The sequence below is a fragment of the Alteromonas sp. 38 genome, from assembly GCF_902506055.1.
GTDB lineage: Bacteria > Pseudomonadota > Gammaproteobacteria > Enterobacterales > Alteromonadaceae > Alteromonas > Alteromonas lipotrueae.
Map to the genome: position 1 here is coordinate 938,869 of NZ_LR733300.1, position 19,995 is coordinate 958,863.

Here is a 19,995-nt window from a genome sequence, read left to right on the forward strand (position 1 = left end):
TAACTGGATTAAGCCGCTATCTAATATGAACTGGTGCGCTGTTAGAACCGGAGTATGCAATAACTATAAGCAGTGAAAATCTTGTGTTTAGGTTCACGTCGTCTGAAAAAAACATGGTTGAAAACTTACAGGTTATTTCGAGTGTCGTTTTTTCTAGACTCGAATCGTGGAAAGTAACTGATTAATTTAAACATTCTTTGTTTGAAACCAAACCCGCTCAGGCGGATTTGCATTCAATGGGGAGGATTGTTCCCGTTTCCGCTCTGGACGCCCAGAGAAATGTTGAAGTGTTACTAAGCTATCTCACCAAATTTCATTTCAAGCACAACTTGCATAAGCCTCGTTCTATCCGAGGGAGTGTGGAAATAGCTTTTAGGCGTTTTTGATTCCAGAATGGGGATTTTGGTATTTAGCCATTCTTCTCTGAGTGCAGGGTCATCGATAAGGTCGGCTATTTCTGCCTCTAACGCTTCAAGTGTCACCTCTGATTTGTTGTGCTGAGCCATTTCTATTCCCCATTAATCGGTAAACGCCTTGTAAGTGTAGCAGGTAAAATAGACAGAAATGATTCAATGGCTGATGCTACTCGTCGATAGCCATTTTAACGCGTGGAGGTCTTCGATGTGTTCTACGGTTACGGTAAACACTTACTGATTAACGATAGTCATCAGTTGTCGTTTTTCAAAAAGTGATTACCGGCAGTAAACACAAAATGAGCACCAGACGCTACACCAACTTGGTCTGTTTCGTCATCATCGGTAACAAGCCGTTTCTGAATAGCCTACCGCTTGCGCGACTTTTAGTTTTTGCGCATTAGACAAGCCATCAACATTCAAGACAACACCCGCAGGGTTCCCGACTTTACCATTTTCAGTAAAGGAACTTACCAATGCAACATCGATATTCATCAATAGTCTCTTTTCGATTTTTTGGCCAATGTGTTAGGTATTACTCAGGATGAATTCAGTGGCACTAAAATTACATTTAAAAGAAAATGCTTTTGGAGTCTCGCCATTACTCCGTAGATATTCTAATTTTTCTACCGCCTCTTCAAGTGAAGGGATGTGACCTACTGGAATCCACCATAAAACATAAGTATCTTCGGGAATTTCAAAAAACCACTCTTTTTTACGACTAAGGAAGTCTTTATGGTGAGTTCTAAACATAAAGTTCTTCAACGCATCGACCGAATCCCACACTGACATATTTACGATAATGTTCGGATCTGAAAAAGCTTGAATTTCAGTAGCATTTCCACTGTCGTCCTTTAATCGCCAAATAAAGCCGCTGCTTGATTCTGCTATACGATTAACAGGGTCTAAATTATCTACGAATTCTTTAATCTCAGTAGATTCTAAAGAATACTTTGCTTTGGCAATATTTAATTGTGCAAGATGCATATGAGTTCTCTTTGATGTCTACTAAGTTCAGGTGCAGCATATCGTCTTGGATAATAGGCGGACGTATCAATTTTAGCGAGCGTCTAGTTATGTGATTTCTATAACCCCCTCTAATGTTTCGCGCAACACCAACATTTCTTGCCTACAACCCTGCAGATTATAACTTACAGAATGAGCATTCATAAACCCATGAAGATACAAAACTAGTCTACATTTTATGGTGCTGTTGCAGCCTAACTTATCCATTAGTTCTTTCACTGAAAAATACAATTCTGACGCTGGGAATATAAGGGTAGTACGAAATGATGGTTAGTTCTTCCAAAAATGTCGGAAACGATGATGCTCTTCATAAATAGAAGTGACAGTCCTTGTAGCGATAAAAGTAACGACCAACCAAACTATGACTACACTATACACAAGTGCTAAAGCGAAATTGGCATTAGCAATGTTTGGGGGACTCGCTAACCGTGTATTCAATCTACGTTAAAGCACCCTTGTAGTTTATCCATTAATACAACAAGTTGCTTCGCTTCAGTTTTCGACATGCCATCCAATTTACATAACATTTGCGCAGGCACATCAAGCGCTTTCAGCTTGGCATTTTCACCTGCTTTCGACAACACAACTCGGCGTACACGCTTATCATGCTCATCTTTGACCACACCCAATAACCCTTTTTGCTCTAGCTTTTTAAGGATCAGTGTCATAGCGCCGCCGTCTATCACGGTTTTAGCGAGTAGCTCGGCAATGGTCACATTAGACTGCTCCCACAAAGCCATCATCACTACATACTGTGGGTAGGTAATATCAAGGCTTTTCAGCAGTGGACGATAGGCGCGAGTAAACGCATTAGATAGCGTGTAAAACCGATGGCACAACTGGCTTTCTAACTTGAGCGAATCGGACCTAAGTGCTTCTGATGAAAGCGCTTCAGCCCCGCAGTCGTCGGGCATATATTCATCAAGCCTAGCGTTATCAGACATGAGTGCTCCTAAAAGGGTGTAAAGGGTATGATTAATATTTTGCATGCAAAAGACTTGATCTACAAGCCGCATTAGTGTTAATTTATTTTGCATGCAAAATAAATTTGCATTTCTTATTCATTATTTATGTTCAACAGAATGCTCACTATGAGCAAGGCAAACGAGGATTTATACAATGCACACACTTCAACAGGTGGTTTATACCGGAACAGCAACTGCAACAGGTGGTCGTGAAGGTACAGCAAAATCAAGTGACGGAAACTTAGATGTAGCCCTTTCAACACCAAAAGCATTAGGTGGAGCGGGTGGCAGTGGTACTAACCCAGAGCAAATGTTTGCAGCGGGCTATTCAGCTTGTTTCATTGGTGCGCTCAAGCATATAGCTGCTGCGGAAAAAATCAAATTGGGCAGCGATATTAGTGTAACTGGCGATGTATCTATTGGGCCCATCGAAGTAGGCTTTGCTATTGCAGTAAAACTGAATGTCGACTTAGGTGATATGGAGAAATCTGCAGCAGAAAGCCTAGTGGCAAAAGCGCATCAAGTTTGCCCCTACTCAAATGCCACTCGTGGCAATATTGATGTGCAAATTTCAGTAGCCTAAAACGTCTACTACTTGCTTCCTCCTTACTCCCTTTCTCACCGAATTATCGCACTGCAATTTACAGGTGAGGGAGGGCGTGAATCGTCAATTTAACTTTTGGTGTCGTTGCTTGTCGTTTTTGGGCTTAAGCAATAGGGTACTTCTTTGTTATTATGGAAAAGACAGAAAAAATAACTGGAAGTATTATGAAGAATATAGGCTGGGTAGCCATTTGTGCGCCAATGTTGTTTGCGTGTAGCGAACAACCCTCACAAGAAACTAAAACACCATCTGCGGTTTCTGATAGCGCCGATAGCAAAGTAGCTGCACAGAGCGCAGTATCTAAAGTTGATGTGGTTAGTGAAATTGAAGCGGGTAAAGATTACCACTCATTCGCGAATCCATCAGAAGTGCGAGTCACTCACTTAGATTTAGACTTAACGGCAGATTTTGAAACGTCAAAATTATCCGGTAGTGCTACGCTAGCGGTTGAACGCAGCGCGCCTAGCTTTAACACGGTTGTTCTTGATACTCGTGCACTGGATATTACATCGGTAACGGTAAACGGCGATGCAGTGCCTTTTACTATGGGCGACGCCGATCCTGAACTTGGTACGCCGCTATCTGTTGAGTTGCCTGAAGGTGCTGATAAGCTAACTATCGTCTATTCAACGTCGCCTGAGGCGTCGGGTGTACAGTGGTTAACGCCAGCGCAAACTGCCGGAAAACAACATCCTTTCTTGTTTACCCAAGCGCAAGCTATGCATGCGAGAAGCTTTATACCGCTACAGGATTCTCCTCAAGTACGGGTAACCTACACTGCCACTATTCATACGCCTGAAGACTTATTGGCAGTGATGAGTGCTTCAAACGACCCCACCACTGCTCGCGATGGTGAATACGCGTTTACTATGCCGCAGCCTGTACCGTCTTACTTAATTGCATTGGCAATTGGTGATTTGAAATTTAAGCCAATGGGCAAGCGCACGGGCGTTTATGCTGAACCTAGCGTATTAGATGCCGCGGCAAAAGAATTCGAAGATACTGAAGCCATGTTAGAAGTCACGGAAAAAACCTATGGTCCGTATCAATGGGATCGCTACGACCTACTGATTTTACCGCCTTCTTTCCCGTTTGGTGGTATGGAAAACCCACGCTTATCGTTTATTACGCCTACCGTCATCGCTGGCGATAAAAGCTTAGTATCGCTTATTGCTCATGAGCTGGCGCACAGCTGGTCGGGCAATACGGTTACCAATGCTACGTGGCGCGACTTGTGGTTAAACGAAGGTTTTACCACTTATTTAACTTACCGCATTATGGAAATGATATACGGCCACGACCGATTTAAAAAAGAAGCGGTGTTGGGGTATCAAGATTTACAAAACGATATACAGGCCCTAAACGAAGAAGATGAAATTTTAGCTATAGACCTTCGCGGCAGAAACCCAGACGATGTTTTCTCAAATATCCCTTACGAAAAAGGTGCGCTCTTTTTACGCGAAATTGAAAACAAAATCGGACGTGGAAATTTCGATGCGTTTTTAATGCAGTACTTTGAAGACTTCGCGTTTAAGAGTATTACCACCGATACGTTCTTGGCCTATTTGGATGAAACCTTATTGGTGCAATACCCAGATAAGCTGAGTAAAGTTCGTATTCACAAATGGGTTTTTGAACCTGGAATTCCTGAAGGTGCGCCAGTACCTGAATCGGATGCCTTTGATAAAATTGATACTACTCGCAGTGCTTGGTTAGGAGGCGACGAAGAAGCGGTAAATATAGATACAGAACTATGGACTGTGCATGAGTGGCTATATTTCTTGAACAATATGCCAAATGAACTATCAGCAAAGCAATTAGCTGCATTAGATACCGCATTCTCGTTAACCACCACGCAAAATAACGAAATAGCCCACAGTTGGTTGATGATTGCGGTGGCAAATGAATACAAACCAGCCTACGACAGATTGTACGAGTACCTTGTTGACATTGGCCGTAATAAATTAGTTAAACCGCTGTATCGCGAGTTATCGAAAACCCCAGAAGGTAAAGCATTTGCTAAACGTGCCTTTGAACAAGCGAGGCCGGGTTATCACCCGTTAACCATAAGAGCCAACGAGGGCTTTGTGGAATAAAAGCGATCTTTACAAGCCTTAAGGCGTAGAACTAATTAGGTATTATTGGTAGCACTAGCGGGATGGTTAGCGCTACTGATAACTGATATTACCGATGTAATTGGTTCATGTAGCTAATACGCAATTAAGGAGACTGTATGTATACGCAAAAACTACAACCTGATTCCTCATTTCCCGATGTGCAGGTAACACTGAGCACTGGTGAGGCCGTTTCATTAAGCAACAAACGTGAAGGTTGCGATTGGAAGATGGTGGTTGTTTACCGTGGTAAGCACTGTCCAATTTGTACCAAGTATCTAAACGCGCTTGAAGACTACAAAGGGCGTTTGTTAGCGCTAGGCGTTGATGTAATCGCGGTATCTGCTGACAGTCAATCTCAGTTGAATGAGCATCTTGAAGACTTATCGATTACGTTCCCTATTGCTTCGGGTTTAAGCGAAGATGATATGAAAGGGTTAGGTTTGTATATTTCTGTGCCTCGCAGCGAAAAGGAAACCGACCATAATTTCGCTGAGCCTGCCTTGTTTATTTTAAATCAAAACAACACAATTCAAATCAGTGAGTTGGCGAATGCACCTTTTGTACGCCCTGATTTAGAACAGCTGGTATCCGGATTGGAATTTATTCGCGACCCAGAAAATGATTACCCAATTCGCGGCACCTTTAACGGATAGTTAATATCGCCGCTATATGGAATGTTTAAGAACAAAAAGCCCGCTGAGCGGGCTTTTTAATGCTCGTCATAAATTCTCGTTACATATTTTAGATAAGTGCTGGGATTACCAACAATGATTAGTCATTGTCAGAGCGCGTTAAACTAATAGCCATGGCAGCAGTTTTTTCTTGAAACTCGTCGATGGCGTGACTTGGCAATTGCACATCAACGGTAACGTGCTGTGCATAGTTACACCTAACTACCTTGCCCGAAAATTGTTCGCATAAATGCCGGATAAATTGCTCGTGCTTAAAATCGATATTAATAGAGACATCATAAAGACGCACTTCTTCTCGCGTGGGAAGTTGTTCCATAGCTTGCTGCGCCGAGGCTGAGTAAGCTCGCACTAAACCACCTGCACCCAACTTAATACCGCCAAAGTAGCGGGTAACAATCACCATGACATCGCCCACACCTTTGTGCTGTAAAACATTAAGAATGGGTTTTCCGGCTGTGCCACTTGGTTCGCCGTCGTCGGCCATTGCTGCGCTGGATGGGGAATGGGGATTACCAAGTAAATACGCCCAACAATGATGGCGAGCATCTGGGTATTGTTGCTTTACATTTGCGAGGTGTGCCATAGCGGCTTCGCGGCTATCGGCGAAAGCGGCAAAGGCAATAAACTTACTTTTTTTAATCTCGTACAGGGTTTCAATCTGTTGAGCGGGGACGGGATACGACATCACGTCATTGTAACTGAATTTCGCGTTAGGCTAAATACAGGTACAACAACGTTTTGTGTTTTACTACTTTACTAGAAACTACTTTACATTAACGTAGAATGCCTGAAACCGTTTCCGATACGTTTGTCGCACCTTTAAGGATTTCATCCATCACACCCTGTACTTGGGTGATTTGCTGACTGTTAAGGTCTACGTTGTCCTTCACTACTGCCATTTTGCTCGTCGATTTATTCGCAAGTTTGCGGTTTTCAGCCACTACAGATTCAATTTCTACTGTTGAATCACTAGTACGCTGTGCAAGTTGACGAACTTCATCAGCAACTACGGCGAAGCCACGACCTTGCTCGCCTGCGCGGGCCGCTTCAATAGCAGCATTCAGTGCAAGAAGGTTGGTCTGATCGGCAATTCCGCTAATTGTGGTTACGATAGTTTCAATTTTCAGCGATTGCTCACTGAGTTCGTGCATTAACTTATTAGTTTGATCAACTTCGTCTAACGCAACTTGGAATACATCAATACTACGTTGAAGAGAAGAGGCGCCATCTGAGGCAATTTGCGACGTTTCTTCTGCGGTAGATACAGCAAGCTCGGCGGCTTGCGCAATAGCATGCTTTTCTTGAACCTGGGCGGTAACATCTGAAGCAAACTTAATTACCTTCACCACTTTTCCCGCGCCATCAAAAACGGGGTTGTACGTTGCTTCGAGCCATAAAGTTTCTCTATCAGCGTTGATACGCTCAAAACTTCCCGAAGAGAATTGACCACTTGCTAGGTTTTGCCAAAACTGTGGGTTGTTCTGATAAAAGTCGTCTTTACAGAACATGCGATGGTGTTTACCTTTGATCTCATCAAGACTGTATTTAACGGTCGCGGTAAAGTTTTCATTGGCAGTAACAATGGTGCCATCTGGTTCAAACTCGATAACGGCCATCGATTTGTTAAGTGCGTCGGTAATAGACTTTCCAGAAAATAGTGCATTTTCTTGCTCGGTAACATCATGATAAACAGCATGAATTTCAACGCCGTTATTATTTACCACATTTACATAGCTGGCATTCAGCCACTTTGTTTCGCCGGTCTCTGCTTTCATCGCAACGGTATTCGTGTAAGATTCTCCATTTACCAACGACTGCCAAAATATACGATAATCGTTATCACTCTGAATACCTGGGACACGAAGATCTTTGTGGTTGAAAGAAGTCGTAGCCGTATTGGGGTGCGCTAAAATATTTAAAAGCGGAGACGATGCAAACAGACAATCTCCTCTTTCTGAATAAACCGCGTACGCAAGGTTATCTTTCAATGCACTTAGCGTAGCTGCTAAGCTGGCGTTCTCATCCGTGAGTGAAGCAACTTCCTTATTATATCGTGAACTGGATACAAACATGATGGCTCCGTTAATCTCTAATAAAGTACGGAGAGTATAGAACGGATAATTTTAAAGCGCGTTTAGACAATAGATGAAATTAGTACTTTTTTGAGTATGTCATTTAATAACTAAACGTTCAAAATTACTATTTTTTTATACTTGAACACTTTTTATCCATTTTTAACTGCATTTTAGAGTCAACTTACATGAAAATTCTTCACACCTCAGATTGGCACTTAGGCCAAAGTTTCTTTACTAAAAGTCGCAAGAATGAACATGAGCAATTTTTTAAGTGGCTGCTTGGGGTGGTTGAACAAGAAAATATAGATGCTGTTGTTGTGGCCGGTGATATTTTTGACACTGGTACACCGCCAAGTTACGCACGGGAGCTGTATCATCAACTAGTGGGTGATTTTCAGGGGATGGGATGCACTTTAGTGGTATTAGGGGGCAATCATGACTCGGTGTCGGTATTAAATGAAAGCAGGGAGTTACTGTCTTACCTAAACTGCCATGTTATTGCTAGCACCTATGGCGATAGCGAAGCGCAAGTACTGCCTTTACACACCAGGGGTGGGGAAATAGGCGCAATACTGTGTGCTGTGCCTTTTATCCGTGCTCGGGATGTTTTAAGAAGCGAAGCAGGAGAATCGGCAATTGAAAAACGTCAGGCGCTGGGCGAAGCCATTAAGCAGCACTACGCTAACCTTTATCAGATTGCGTTAGATAAACGCAAGGAATTGCATGTAGAAGTACCAATTATTGCCACAGGACACTTAACGGCTTTAGGGGTGAGTCAAAGTGAAAGTGTGCGCGACATTTATATAGGAACACTAGAGGGTTTTTCAGCCGAAGGATTTCCTCCGGCAGATTATATTGCGCTTGGCCACATTCACCGACCCCAAAAAGTGGCAGGGTGCGACCATATTCGATATTCTGGCTCGCCTATTCCCTTAAGCTTCGATGAACTAAAGTCACAAAAACAAGTATTGATAGCCACGTTCGAAAACAAAGCATTAGTGCAGGTAGAAAGTAAACCTATTCCCCGCTTTCAAGCGATGGCAGTTTTACGAGGTAACTTAGAGGACATTGAGCTTGCCTTAAAGCAAAACGAGGTAATGCAAGCCGCAAGCGCAGAGCACCCTGCATGGCTGTGTATTGAAGTAGAAACCCAAGATTACTTAACCGACCTACAGCAGCGTATTCAAGCATTAATAGATGACAAGCCCGCGGAAATTTTGCAATTAAAGCGAATGCGTAAACAAAGAGCCAGCGCTATTTCAGCAGAAAATAAGGTTAACTTAAGTGAGTTGTCTGTGCATGAGGTTTTTGATGCAAGATTGTCACTGGAAGCGTTTGAGTCTGACGACGACCAACAACGCAAACAGCGAATACAAACCTTGTTCGAGCAGGTGGTAGACGATGTGCAGTTATCACATAAGGGCAATGAAGCTGCAGATAATGCCAATGCTACCGATGTGAACAGCGCTATTGATGAAAAGCAAAATAACGCACCTGTTAATACCTCACCTGCAAGTGAGGGGAACCTATGAAAATTCTTACCCTTAGGCTCAAAAATCTAAATGCTTTAAAAGGGGAGTGGAAGATAGATTTCACCCAGTCTCCTTTCATCGACAACGGTTTGTTTGCCATTACCGGCCCAACAGGGGCAGGCAAAACTACATTGCTTGATGCTATTTGTTTAGCGCTTTATCACCAAACGCCGCGCTTGGGCACTATTTCGACTACCTCGAACGATATTATGACCCGTGGTACGTCAGAGTGCTTGGCTGAAGTTGAATTCGATATAAAGGGCAAAGCGTATCGCGCGTTTTGGAGTATGCGGCGCGCTAGAGGGAAGGCTGATGGTAATTTGCAGTCTGCTGACGTGGAATTAGCAGAAGTAGAATCTGGCAAAGTGTTGGCCACCCAAGTCAGACCCAAGAGTGAAGAGATTGAACGCCTGACGGGTCTTAACTTTGCGCGCTTTACAAAATCAATGATGCTCTCCCAAGGCGACTTCGCGGCCTTTCTAAATGCAAACGAAGGCGATAGGGCTGAATTATTAGAAGAGCTTACTGGCACAGAAATTTATGGTCAGTTATCTCAAGCGATTCATGAGAAATATAAGGCAGCAGAAACCACAAAACGGGAATTCAAGCTAAAACTGGAAGGCGTAGCATTACTCAGTGAAGCGCAACATAGCGAACTTAGTTCGCAGCTGGACCAATTTAAAACCCAGCTACTTACTGTAAATACCGAGATTGTCTCGCTACGAGAACAGTTGCAATGGCAACAGGCGTGTGAGCAAAATCAACAAGAGCTTACTAAGGCGAACGCGGCATTAGTTGAAGCAAATAACATTTTCGAGCAGGCAAAAGGCGAACTAGCGCTATTAGTTGCTGGTGAGCCGGCGGAATTGCTTCGCTTACCCCACTTGGCTCTTAGTCAGCTAAGTGACGATGTGCAGCGTATTGCCAACAATCTCAGCCTGAAACAACAGCAACTGCCAGGTTTAGAAAGCCAGCAACAAACTCGGCAGGCCGAATTTGAAAGCAGTGAGGCGAACTTTACCAAAGCAAGAGCCGACCAGCAGCGTATTGAAACCCTGATTAACGAACAAATCATTCCGATTGATACTGAAATCAATAAGCTTACCAATCGCATTGAGACAAACCAGCAGTCGCTAGCTGATGCGAAAATAAAGCAGGGCCGAGCGCAAGAAAGCCAGCAAGCATACTCTGATGAACTTGAAGGTAAAAAGCGCACGCTGGATGAATCAACCACCTACCTTAATGTTCATGCGGCAAATGGTAAGATGGCAGGCGAAATCAGTGGCTGGAAAGAAAAAGCGGCTCGATTTAGCGATGACGAAAGTACGCTAGCGGAAATAACCAAGAAAATAACCGCAACGCAGCAGCTTAAAGACGGTGCCGTGGCCGATTTAGCTGAGAAACAACACGCCAAAACTAATGTGGTGGCGTTACATCAACAAAGCGCAGATAACGTTTCACTGTGTGAATCTAGCCTCAATCAACTCCTTAGTGATGGTGATACAGCCAGCGTTAATGCAGATATCGCAGTGCTTAATAATAACTGGCCTGTTCTTGCGTCGTGCGAACAATGGCAGCGGCTTTATATCAATCATAAAAATAGCCATACTGAAAAGTCTGAAAGACTAACGTCATTGTTATCCAATATTGAAACCCTTGAACAAGAGCGGGCAGAGTTAGTGGCTAGTTATAAAGCCACGCACAGCCATTTAAAAGACGTTGAATCGTTAATTAAGTTAGATGCTGAGCTTGCACATTTACGCCAAACGCTCTCGCAAGGCGAGGCATGCCCCTTGTGCGGTGCCACTGAGCACGATGCTTCTTTGATGAATATTGATGTGCCTGAAACCATTGCCAAGCGCGACGAACTAACCCGCTCACTTGAGAATATAGAGAAACTAGGTACGCAAAAGCGAGAGCAAATCAACACCGCCGAGTTCGAAAAACAGCAGTGCGAGAAGATAATTGCAGAGGCGATAGATGCCTATTCTCAACTTGAAGCCGACTGGCAAGGGGCAATGACGTCTTTGAAGGCTAGCGTTGTTATTTCAGATGTTGAGTCTTTTCACCAGCTTCAGCTGAACTGCAAAGCACGTCAATCTCGCTTAAACGCCCAGCTTAGCAATATACGCGCTAGCGAGGAAAAATTAGCCGAAGCCAAAAATAAGACGCTTTTGCATCAACAGCAAATAGAATCAATAAACAGTGAGATGGCGCTTTTAACGGCAAAAGTCTCGCAACTAGAAGGGCAACTAGACGACTTCCACACGACTAAATCTAGTATTGAGACCGCACTTGCCCATAATCGCCGCACGCTTATTGATGAGATTGAAAGCGTGGGTTTAACACCAGATGCCAATATCACTGAATGGCTTGCTCAGAAACACAAGGATGTGGAAGCGTTTCAAGAGAAAACTCGTCTGCACAGTACCTTGTCTCACGAGTTAAAAGCCCTTAAAGATAAAGTGGTTGAGCAAAGTGAAATTAAAGCGGCTGCAGATAAAGAAGCCCAATTATACAATACACGTATTCAAGAAATTGAAGCCCAGCGTGAAGCGCAACGTGCTAAACGTCATGATTTGTTCCCCCAAGGGGATATTGGCGCTGCTAGACGTGAAATTCAGCACACCCTATCAGCAAAAGAGCAGCGCTATAAAGAATGTGACACTGCCCTTCGCGAGGTGCAACGAGCGTTAGAAAATACTACCGCCCAACTAAAAATACTCACTGCAGAGTTAGAAGAAAAACAACAAGCCAAGGAAGCAAAGCAAGTCGAATTCGATTCCGCATTAAGCCAAAGCCCGTTTGCTGATGAAACCGAATTTTTAAGTGCATTATTGCCCTATGAAGAACGCCAGCGTTTACTTCAAAGGAAGCAATTAATTGAGCGTGAGCAGCAGAATGCGCAGTTGTTATTAAATACCGCCACGCAAAAGCACAGCACTTTACTAGCACATGAGCACGCCACGAAATGGCAACAATCGACTGCAGAAGCGACACAGGCAAGTTTGAATGAGAAAGATGATGAAAAAGATCGGTTACTGGCACAACAAGGGCAACTATCTCAACAGTTAGAGAGTAATAGGCAGGCGATTGAAAAACAGCAAAGCTTAATCAATGAAATGCGTGAGTTTGAAACATCGTATGATGATATTGCTTATTTGCACTCTCTTATTGGCTCAGCCAGCGGCGATAAATTTAGACGATTTGCACAAGGCTTAACGCTAGATAATTTAGTTCGTTTAGCCAATCAACAACTCGATAGGTTGCACGGGCGTTACCAGCTTACCCGCAACACAAAAGACAGTTTAGGTTTGAGTGTATTAGACACGTGGCAGGGGGATGTGGTGCGCGATACTAAAACCCTATCGGGAGGCGAAAGCTTTCTGGTGAGTTTAGCGTTAGCGCTGGCCTTGTCTGATTTAGTGAGTTTTAAAACGAGCATAGATTCTCTTTTCCTTGATGAGGGCTTTGGTACGCTAGATGCCGAAACTTTAGATGTTGCCTTAGATGCATTAGATAACCTAAATGCTAGCGGTAAAATGATTGGTGTTATTAGCCACATAGAAGCGATGAAAGAGCGTATTCCTACCCAGCTTAAAGTGATAAAGCGAAATGGCGTAGGATTAAGCGCGCTGGAAAAACGTTACTCTGCGACAGAAAATTGACGGATATTTGGCAGGTTCTATTTTTTGAAGCTACACTAAAAATAGCCTTTAATGGACTATCGCATACAACACGGCGGTTTTAGAGGTGATGCCGACTAATCTGTGTTGTAATTTTAACGGCGCATATTGTTTAGTCAGGGTGAAGTTTATAAGGTAATTCCATGCAAATTGGATCTTGCATCAGTACAGATTGTTGGGGGCGAGTAACCTTCCATGTGCGACCTGAATGTAAGAAGGTCAGTAAAATTACTGATGGCAGTTTTGTGCATTTTTATCAGTGAGAGTGTGTTCGCGTCGTGCGTTATTACCTCACCATTAAACAGCAAAGTGGGCACACCTATTCCAATGGTGAAAGGCGAGCAGCGTTTAACACTAAGCTGTGATTTAGCACACCCGCATATATTCCATTTTCCCCGCAACTTCATTAATAAATCCGAGCTGTATCGGTTAGAGGTTGATGCTTCTGTAACCGGTACCTTAGAAACCCAGCGTTCAGCAGCACCTACTTTAACCCAGCCAATCGAACTGCCGAGCGCGCGGCACGCCTATATGCTTCCCACTGGCGCAGCGTCTTACTACTTAGATATAGAAGCCCAGTTTGATAGGGCGCTGTACCCCAGTATATCCTCAGTGCCTGATTTCTACGCATTTAATACCATACATACGTTAACACTGAGTGCATTTGCAGGCTTCTGCTTTGCCTTAGCAATTTATGTTGGGGTGCTGGGCAATAGCATGCGAAGTCTTGGGTTCTATTCCTACAGTTTCTACGTGGCGAGTGCGGCCATCTTTTTCTTGTTGCAGGAAGGGGTAATTTACACCTTATTACCCAATGTGCAGTGGTTAAATAGCATTCAGCTAAGTGTATTTTTTGCCGGGCTGACCATCTTTGCTTCTTTGCGATTTTTAGATCAATTGCTCGATTTTAAGGCGTTGCTAAAAAAGTGGCAAAGAAGCGCACTGCACTATTTATCGCTAATCATATTAGTTTTGGTGAGCGTTCAGTTAGTGTTAAGTAGTGATGTAAGCATGATGATAAACAAGGTCATGTCGAAACTAACTCTGGTTATCATGGCTGGTATTTTATCAGCCATACTTTATGCGGCTTATCATAAAGTACACTGCGCAAAGTTAGTATTATTGGGGGTGTCGATAATAATGGTTGCTATGCTGGCTAGGTTCTATTTGAAAGACTTCAGTCCGTTCCTTCAGCGCTATGGGCTTATCATAGCAGTAACAATAGAAGCGTTAATTTTTGCTTTCGCTGCAGCGCAAAAAGTGAAAAAGCTTGATAATGACAGGATGGCAGCATTTAAGCGTGCCGCTACGGATCCGCTGTGCCATATTCTCAATCGCGACGGGTGGCAAGGGGCGGCAAAAGTACTCTTGGATGACTTTAATCGACACGGTGGTTACATCACCTTAATGTTTATTGATGTGGACAATTTCAAGAGAATTAATGACTCATTTGGGCATCAATCAGGCGATGATGTACTGCGTATTTTGGCTAAAATTCTCAAACGCCAATGTCGCGAACGAGATGTGGTAGGTAGGTTAGGCGGCGATGAGTTTGTGGTGTTAAGTTATTGCCACAGCCGTAGTCAGTCTGAACGGTTGGTGGGGCGAATTAAAGCGCGCTTAAGTAACCTAACTATTCAAACGCCTAATGCTCAAATTCCCGTTACGGCGAGTGTAGGCGGAGTGATAACTGATACGTCGTGCAAGAACTTAGATGCCTTGCTTCAAGAGGCTGACCGCCTAATGTATGAACAAAAGAAAGCGCACCACACTAAAGTATCACAGCCCATCTAACACTATCCAATATCAAGAGGGCGCTAACTTAATGAGCACTGGCTTATTGAACTGGCCTCTTCAAATAATACAATGGTGTTTCACATTAGGCTTATATACCTTTAAGCATTCTCACTAACATCAAAAGCGGTAACCTAATAATTGAATGTCTTTTGCGAAGTGGTTATCCACTAAGCGCTTTAGATCATCCGTGTAATACCCTTGATAGCGGCTTCTGTCTGTTGCTTTACGTTTATGGGGAAGTATCGATGTGGGAATGGACAAGTGCGAACAGATAGCATCAAAGTCTTCCTGTAAATTTTCGTAGTGTCCGATAAAATCAGTTAACAAATTGCCTTGTAAATCGACAAGATAATCGCTTTGCAATTGTAGTGATGTGTCTATGTGGTATTGATATGGACGCTCAGGATTAAATTTCCATCGCATAAAGCGCTCGAAGGTATCATGACCTTTCATCACTTGAGGCCGTTCGCGTTTAATATGATGGTAGGAGCTTACTTGCAAGTCCCAAGGGTTTCTCACCACTGAAAACTTATACAATCCATGAAAGTATTCTTCAGGTAGCATTTCTTTTGCCGCAATAATGCGAGAATGGCGGGGAAAGCGGCTACCAATCTTGTGACCACAAAACTGACTCACTTTATTACTGATAAATTGTGCTATGGCGTAGCGGTGTCCCCAGCGATACTGTGAAAGTGCCTCTCGAATACTCGTGCCCCCTGTTTTGGCAATATGTACAAAGAGAAACTGTTTATTATGAGAAAGTAGCACCGGATAAATTCCTTGTTGAAGCTGATTTTAGGTATCAATACAGTCTGGCGGTTAATTGTGACAACTAGATGGATGTCTGAGCCATACCTAATTGGGAAAAAAGTTGGAGTAAAAGTTGAAATAAGAGGTGGGTCAAAAGGTGGTGAAAAAGATGGATCAAAAGACGGAATAAACGACACAAAATGACGAGATCGGATGGCTTTTGCTTTTTGTTGGTAGAGAGTAAAGCTATGATAAAATGCGGTTAAGTGAAGCGTTGATAAACTAACGGCGGCACCAAGTGCAAGCTGATAAATGGCTTTACTTAGCACTCCTTATTGCCACTGATAGTAGCATGAAAATGGAACGTAAAATTAAATGGTAGATCAGAGTTTTTATATTGGTGTGGATGGCGGCGGTACTCACTGCAGAGTGCAGTTAGAGGATGAGCAAGGTAACGTATTGAGCTGCGCCGAATCCGGTTCCGCCAATATCATGACCAATCCTGTTGTCGCAATGCAGTCAATTATCGATGCTAGTGAAAAAGCCATTAGCGCTGCGAGTGAGCCTACAAACTCAGCAATCAAGCTCAATCAAATACACCTTGCCGCAGGGCTTGCTGGCGCAAATATTCCCAGCGCATTAAAACAGTTTCTCAGTTTAGCGCACCCCTTCAAAGCGGTAACGGTCATTAGTGATTTGCATGCAGCCTGTCTTGGTGCTCATAACGGCTATGCCGGTGCATTAATTATTTGCGGCACTGGGTCGGCGGCTACGGTTTTTACTGGCGCTGGTACCAGTACTCAAGCGCACGATTTTAAAGACAAGGGCGGTTATGGGCTGCCAATTAGCGACAATGCCAGTGGCGGTTGGTTAGGCCATGAGGCGGTTAAACACAGCTTTTTGGTGTTTGATGAACTTATTCCTCAAAGCCTCTTGTTTGCATCTGTCTGCGACAATTTATCCGTGTCAAACGCACACCAGCTGGTAACAAAAGTGGCGGACTTTAGAGGTAAAGAGTTCGGTGCACTAGCCCCTAGTGTGGTGAAGGCTTATGAAAGAGGTTGCTTGGCAGCCGGGGCACTTATTCAACAAGGTGCTAGCTACCTCAACGCTGTTGGTCAAACACTCACCTGCAAGACATCTAATGGGAAGACACCTAACGAGAAGGCATCTAATAAAAAAGCATTCACCAATAATCAAGATTTGCCCATCTGTTTAGTGGGTGGGCTAAGCCATGTATATCAGCCGTTGTTAAGTGCTGATATTCAATCAAAATTAATTACGCCCAAATCGTCACCCGAAGTCGGGGTTATTCAATACGCAAAACAAAAGGCAGCACTGGCTTAATGCAAACAATTACAGCACACAAAGTACTGACCAACGCAGGCATTCAGTTAAATAAAACGCTGTGTATAGAACAGGGCGTGATTCAAAACATTCGAGATGCCACAAAGGAAGAGCTTGCAGAAAAGTACGCAGGTACGCTTATTCCTGGGTACATCGATACACAGGTGAATGGTGGCGGGGGAATACTGTTTAATCATACGCCTACGTACGATGCACTAAAAACCATGGCGAATGCGCATTTGCAGTTCGGCACTACCAGTATGTTGCCTACGCTTATTACCGATAATGCGACGACTATGGCTAAGGCCGCTGATGCGGTAAGTGAAGCCATTGCCAACAATCATCCTAATATTGATGGTATTCATTATGAAGGACCATTTTTAAGCACCGCGAAAAAAGGGGTGCATGAAGAAAGCTTTATTCGTACGCCACATGATAGTGAGCTGGCGACTTTGTGCCGAAAGGATATTGGTAAGGTACTGTTAACGGTGGCGCCTGAAAGTGTGAGCCTTAGTTTTATAAAAGAAATGGTGGCAGAAGGAGTAGTGGTTGCATTAGGGCACACCAATGCTAGCTTCGAAAAAGTGAGCGATGCGCTTAACGCTGGGGCGAGTGGTTTCACCCATTTGTACAATGCAATGTCAGCGTTTACTTCGCGCGCGCCAGGCGCGGTGGGGGCAGCGTTGTTGTTTGATAGCGCTTATTGTGGGTTAATTGTGGATCATCATCATGTTCACCCTAAAAGTGCTGAGTTGGCCATAAAGGTTAAAGGCAAAGAAAAATTAATGCTGGTGACCGATGCTATGGCGCATGTGGGGAGCAATTTAAACACGCTTGCATTCTTTAATACCGAAATTAGGCGCAGTGGCAATAAACTCACCACCCCTGATGGCACATTGGCCGGTTCATGCTTAGATATGCATGGGGCAGTAGTAAATACCTGTAAAGATTTAGGCGTAAGCTTACCCCAAGCAAGTGCAATGGCCAGCAGTACGCCTGCAACCTTTATGGGTATGCAGAAAACACTAGGCAGTATCGCAGCAGGGCAATATGCGAATGTATTATTAGTAGATGACACTATTAAGTTAGCCAAGATTTGGGTAAAAGGAAGGCTTCAATAACCCAAGCTTCAAGCGTATATTACCCCAGTGTGCTGTGGATCAGCGTTCTGAGACTGTCTTCTCGGTGATTCAAAACTATTGAATTTTCTGGAGCGTAACATGACCTACCGCGTTGCTATTGCCATTTCAGGCGCCGTTTCTTTGGGCTCTTATGAAGCGGGTACGCTTTATGAAATTATCAAAGCGCTAAAAGAACATAACGAAAACCCTGCCAATCCAAAAATTGAGATAGATGTACTTACTGGCGCTAGTGCTGGTGGCATGACCGCCGCAATGATAGCGCAGAAACTTTTGTACGATGGCGACGCCTTATCGGGCGAAAATACCAATGTTGGTTACGAAGCATGGGTGAAGTCGGTTGATATCAATGGATTGTTAACGCCCTTGCCGGGGGACAATGCCAAAAATTCATTGCTCTCGAATGGCTTTGTAAAAACCATTGCTGATAAGCTCATTAATAGTCGATACGTAAAATCACCAACGTATAACGCTTCACCAGCACCTAACTCTCCACCAGCACAAATAGAAACACCGCTAGTTCAAACGCCCCATGTTGCCAGCGCGACCTCTATCAGATTGGGGCTGGCCATGTCTAACCTCAATGGCGTCGATTACGAGGTAGATACCTTCGCCTATTTAACGGAAACCTTGGGGCAAGGAAAGTTCACCCAAACGCGCCATCAAGACAGGTATACCGCTACACTGGACAACACAACAGATAACCAGGCTATTTGGAACGAGATCAGTTCCGCGGCACGAGGATGTGGCGCCTTCCCTGTGGCGTTCTCGCCTGTGTCACTCACCCGAAGTTGGCTGCATGGCGATTACAGTGGTCGCGGCGCTGTAAAATTTGAAGACAGTACCTTTAGCTTTATGGATGGAGGCGCGTTTAATAATTACCCTTTGGGGATGGCAGTATCATTGGCTGAACAAAACGATACAAACTATACCGATTATGAAAATCGGTTTTACTTTTACATTTCTCCTAATCCTAGGGAGAGTGCTGCCAATCCAGAATTTGATGCGACTACAGCATCCTTTGCACAAAGTGCCAAGCAAATGCTTAATAGCGTGTACCTTCAAAGCGGGTTTCAAGAGTGGTTACTGCAAGAGCAAGATAACGAAAAGGTCCTTAGGTTAGATCATCAAGCCGACACCTTACGTGAAAAATTGTACAGCGCTACCAGCGATGAGGTGTTCGCAGAGCAAGCCATTATAGATTCAATGATCACCGTGGTGTATGGTGGAAATACTATTGAATATGCCGCCGATGTTGCCCGACTCGCTACACAATATCGCGTTGATGTGGAAGCAAAACCACTTCCACCAAGTCACTTTAAGCTATGGGTAGACACCATTGCGTTGTTAGAGCATGCCGCGGGGTTAGGCCCAACCAATTTAAAAACCATTTATACCATTACAGCCAAAAAAGACGAGCTTAGTGGTGAGTTGCTAGGCGCATTTTTAGGCTTCTTTGATGAACGCTTTCGCCAATATGATTACGAACGGGGTAGATTAAATGCGATGCTGACCATTAATGGTATTTTAGATAAGCAGCGCGATGAAGGCGTAATTCAAAAGCAACTGCCGCTGAACATCGAAAAGCGTGATTATCACAGTATTCAGCAGTTTTTAGATTCATCGCATTTAAATCATGCGTCTATGGCTGATGTGAAATACGAAAATAGAGCGCTGGCGTACAAGCGAGTTAAAGCGCGCTTTTTTGCATTTACGAAAGACGCAGGTATAGCAAGTATTGCCCGTTTTTTCGCATGGAATTTTATTGTTAGAAAAACAGTAAAAAAGGTATTGGTGTTGTAGAGTTTAAAGCCCCCTATATTAAAAAGCCCAGCAAGGTAAATTTACCATG

Annotated in this window: 16 protein-coding genes and 1 pseudogene; 9 read left to right on the top strand and 8 right to left on the bottom strand. The window is 43.8% G+C overall.

All coding sequences use genetic code 11. From position 1 onward, the window contains the following. Window positions 1–293: 293 nt before the first annotated feature. The 4 genes from FLAVO9R_RS03990 to FLAVO9R_RS04005 form a co-directional block, all read right to left on the bottom strand. Entirely contained in the window at window positions 294–506 is a 213-nt protein-coding gene (locus tag FLAVO9R_RS03990; protein WP_159528976.1) for a hypothetical protein, read from the bottom strand. A gap of 246 nt (window positions 507–752) precedes the next feature. Beyond that, window positions 753–908 (bottom strand): PhzF family phenazine biosynthesis protein, encoded by a 156-nt coding sequence (locus FLAVO9R_RS03995; RefSeq protein WP_201299237.1) that lies wholly within the window; start codon window positions 906–908, stop codon window positions 753–755. A 33-nt stretch (window positions 909–941) separates the two neighbouring features. Beyond that, window positions 942–1,400, bottom strand: coding sequence for a DUF3291 domain-containing protein (locus FLAVO9R_RS04000; protein ID WP_159528978.1), 459 nt, complete (start codon window positions 1,398–1,400; stop codon window positions 942–944). A 473-nt stretch (window positions 1,401–1,873) separates the two neighbouring features. Then, window positions 1,874–2,353 carry a MarR family winged helix-turn-helix transcriptional regulator gene (locus tag FLAVO9R_RS04005; RefSeq protein WP_159534377.1) on the bottom strand — a complete coding sequence of 160 codons (480 nt, stop codon included), beginning with the start codon at window positions 2,351–2,353 and terminating at the stop codon, window positions 1,874–1,876. A gap of 205 nt (window positions 2,354–2,558) precedes the next feature. Between FLAVO9R_RS04005 and FLAVO9R_RS04010 the strand changes: the two genes are divergently transcribed. From FLAVO9R_RS04010 to FLAVO9R_RS04020, 3 genes are all read left to right on the top strand, one after another. Then, window positions 2,559–2,987: an organic hydroperoxide resistance protein gene (locus tag FLAVO9R_RS04010; RefSeq protein WP_159528980.1), complete on the top strand. Its 429-nt coding sequence runs from the start codon at window positions 2,559–2,561 to the stop codon at window positions 2,985–2,987. Window positions 2,988–3,172: 185 nt separating this feature from the next. Next, on the top strand, window positions 3,173–5,104 hold the full coding sequence (locus tag FLAVO9R_RS04015) for a M1 family metallopeptidase (protein ID WP_159528982.1): 1,932 nt from the start codon (window positions 3,173–3,175) through the stop codon (window positions 5,102–5,104). Between the two features lie 137 nt (window positions 5,105–5,241). Continuing rightward, window positions 5,242–5,778, top strand: a complete 537-nt coding sequence (locus tag FLAVO9R_RS04020; protein ID WP_159528984.1) for a peroxiredoxin-like family protein — start codon at window positions 5,242–5,244, stop codon at window positions 5,776–5,778. A 118-nt stretch (window positions 5,779–5,896) separates the two neighbouring features. Here the strand turns inward: FLAVO9R_RS04020 and FLAVO9R_RS04025 are convergent, their stop codons facing one another. The 3 genes and pseudogenes from FLAVO9R_RS04025 to FLAVO9R_RS20565 form a co-directional block, all read right to left on the bottom strand. Further along, entirely contained in the window at window positions 5,897–6,502 is a 606-nt protein-coding gene (locus tag FLAVO9R_RS04025; RefSeq protein WP_159528986.1) for a YigZ family protein, read from the bottom strand. Between the two features lie 88 nt (window positions 6,503–6,590). Continuing rightward, window positions 6,591–7,106, bottom strand: a complete 516-nt coding sequence (locus tag FLAVO9R_RS20560; protein ID WP_420838746.1) for a methyl-accepting chemotaxis protein — start codon at window positions 7,104–7,106, stop codon at window positions 6,591–6,593. Window positions 7,107–7,121: 15 nt separating this feature from the next. Further along, a pseudogene (locus FLAVO9R_RS20565) lies at window positions 7,122–7,889 on the bottom strand (PAS domain-containing protein); the annotation flags it as partial. Between the two features lie 188 nt (window positions 7,890–8,077). Between FLAVO9R_RS20565 and sbcD the strand changes: the two are divergent. The 3 genes from sbcD (at window position 8,078) to FLAVO9R_RS04045 (ending at window position 14,904) form a co-directional block, all read left to right on the top strand. Further along, complete coding sequence (sbcD, locus tag FLAVO9R_RS04035; RefSeq protein ID WP_159528990.1) at window positions 8,078–9,424, top strand: exonuclease subunit SbcD; 1,347 nt, start codon at window positions 8,078–8,080, stop codon at window positions 9,422–9,424. Continuing rightward, window positions 9,421–13,092 carry an AAA family ATPase gene (locus tag FLAVO9R_RS04040; RefSeq protein ID WP_159528992.1) on the top strand — a complete coding sequence of 1,224 codons (3,672 nt, stop codon included), beginning with the start codon at window positions 9,421–9,423 and terminating at the stop codon, window positions 13,090–13,092. Before sbcD ends, FLAVO9R_RS04040 begins: the two co-directional genes overlap by 4 nt. Window positions 13,093–13,344: 252 nt before the next feature. Further along, window positions 13,345–14,904, top strand: a complete 1,560-nt coding sequence (locus tag FLAVO9R_RS04045) for a sensor domain-containing diguanylate cyclase (protein ID WP_159528994.1) — start codon at window positions 13,345–13,347, stop codon at window positions 14,902–14,904. A 120-nt stretch (window positions 14,905–15,024) separates the two neighbouring features. Here FLAVO9R_RS04045 and FLAVO9R_RS04050 read toward each other — a convergent pair whose 3' ends face one another. Next, on the bottom strand, window positions 15,025–15,675 hold the full coding sequence (locus FLAVO9R_RS04050; RefSeq protein ID WP_159528996.1) for a sulfotransferase family 2 domain-containing protein: 651 nt from the start codon (window positions 15,673–15,675) through the stop codon (window positions 15,025–15,027). A 357-nt stretch (window positions 15,676–16,032) separates the two neighbouring features. On the opposite strand from FLAVO9R_RS04050, the gene FLAVO9R_RS04055 reads away from it, so the two are divergent. From FLAVO9R_RS04055 to FLAVO9R_RS04065, 3 genes are all read left to right on the top strand, one after another. Next, a complete protein-coding gene (locus FLAVO9R_RS04055; RefSeq protein WP_159528998.1) occupies window positions 16,033–17,004 on the top strand; it encodes a BadF/BadG/BcrA/BcrD ATPase family protein in 972 nt (323 codons plus the stop codon). After that, window positions 17,004–18,125 carry an N-acetylglucosamine-6-phosphate deacetylase gene (gene nagA, locus FLAVO9R_RS04060; RefSeq protein ID WP_159529000.1) on the top strand — a complete coding sequence of 374 codons (1,122 nt, stop codon included), beginning with the start codon at window positions 17,004–17,006 and terminating at the stop codon, window positions 18,123–18,125. The genes FLAVO9R_RS04055 and nagA overlap by 1 nt, the downstream gene beginning before the upstream one ends. Window positions 18,126–18,224: 99 nt before the next feature. Further along, window positions 18,225–19,946: a patatin-like phospholipase family protein gene (locus FLAVO9R_RS04065; protein ID WP_159529002.1), complete on the top strand. Its 1,722-nt coding sequence runs from the start codon at window positions 18,225–18,227 to the stop codon at window positions 19,944–19,946. The last annotated feature ends 49 nt before the right edge of the window (window positions 19,947–19,995 follow it).

What these genes read in the sequence shown, in the direction of transcription:
- FLAVO9R_RS04010 (WP_159528980.1), top strand. Translation starts at nt 2,559, where the DNA reads ATGCACACACTTCAACAGGTGGTTTATACCGGAACAGCAACTGCAACA.
- FLAVO9R_RS03995 (WP_201299237.1), bottom strand. Translation starts at nt 908, where the DNA reads ATGAATATCGATGTTGCATTGGTAAGTTCCTTTACTGAAAATGGTAAA.
- nagA (WP_159529000.1), top strand. Translation starts at nt 17,004, where the DNA reads ATGCAAACAATTACAGCACACAAAGTACTGACCAACGCAGGCATTCAG.
- FLAVO9R_RS03990 (WP_159528976.1), bottom strand. Translation starts at nt 506, where the DNA reads ATGGCTCAGCACAACAAATCAGAGGTGACACTTGAAGCGTTAGAGGCA.
- sbcD (WP_159528990.1), top strand. Translation starts at nt 8,078, where the DNA reads ATGAAAATTCTTCACACCTCAGATTGGCACTTAGGCCAAAGTTTCTTT.
- FLAVO9R_RS04055 (WP_159528998.1), top strand. Translation starts at nt 16,033, where the DNA reads ATGGTAGATCAGAGTTTTTATATTGGTGTGGATGGCGGCGGTACTCAC.
- FLAVO9R_RS04040 (WP_159528992.1), top strand. Translation starts at nt 9,421, where the DNA reads ATGAAAATTCTTACCCTTAGGCTCAAAAATCTAAATGCTTTAAAAGGG.
- FLAVO9R_RS04005 (WP_159534377.1), bottom strand. Translation starts at nt 2,353, where the DNA reads ATGCCCGACGACTGCGGGGCTGAAGCGCTTTCATCAGAAGCACTTAGG.
- FLAVO9R_RS04020 (WP_159528984.1), top strand. Translation starts at nt 5,242, where the DNA reads ATGTATACGCAAAAACTACAACCTGATTCCTCATTTCCCGATGTGCAG.
- FLAVO9R_RS04015 (WP_159528982.1), top strand. Translation starts at nt 3,173, where the DNA reads ATGAAGAATATAGGCTGGGTAGCCATTTGTGCGCCAATGTTGTTTGCG.
- FLAVO9R_RS04045 (WP_159528994.1), top strand. Translation starts at nt 13,345, where the DNA reads ATGGCAGTTTTGTGCATTTTTATCAGTGAGAGTGTGTTCGCGTCGTGC.
- FLAVO9R_RS04065 (WP_159529002.1), top strand. Translation starts at nt 18,225, where the DNA reads ATGACCTACCGCGTTGCTATTGCCATTTCAGGCGCCGTTTCTTTGGGC.
- FLAVO9R_RS04025 (WP_159528986.1), bottom strand. Translation starts at nt 6,502, where the DNA reads ATGTCGTATCCCGTCCCCGCTCAACAGATTGAAACCCTGTACGAGATT.
- FLAVO9R_RS04000 (WP_159528978.1), bottom strand. Translation starts at nt 1,400, where the DNA reads ATGCATCTTGCACAATTAAATATTGCCAAAGCAAAGTATTCTTTAGAA.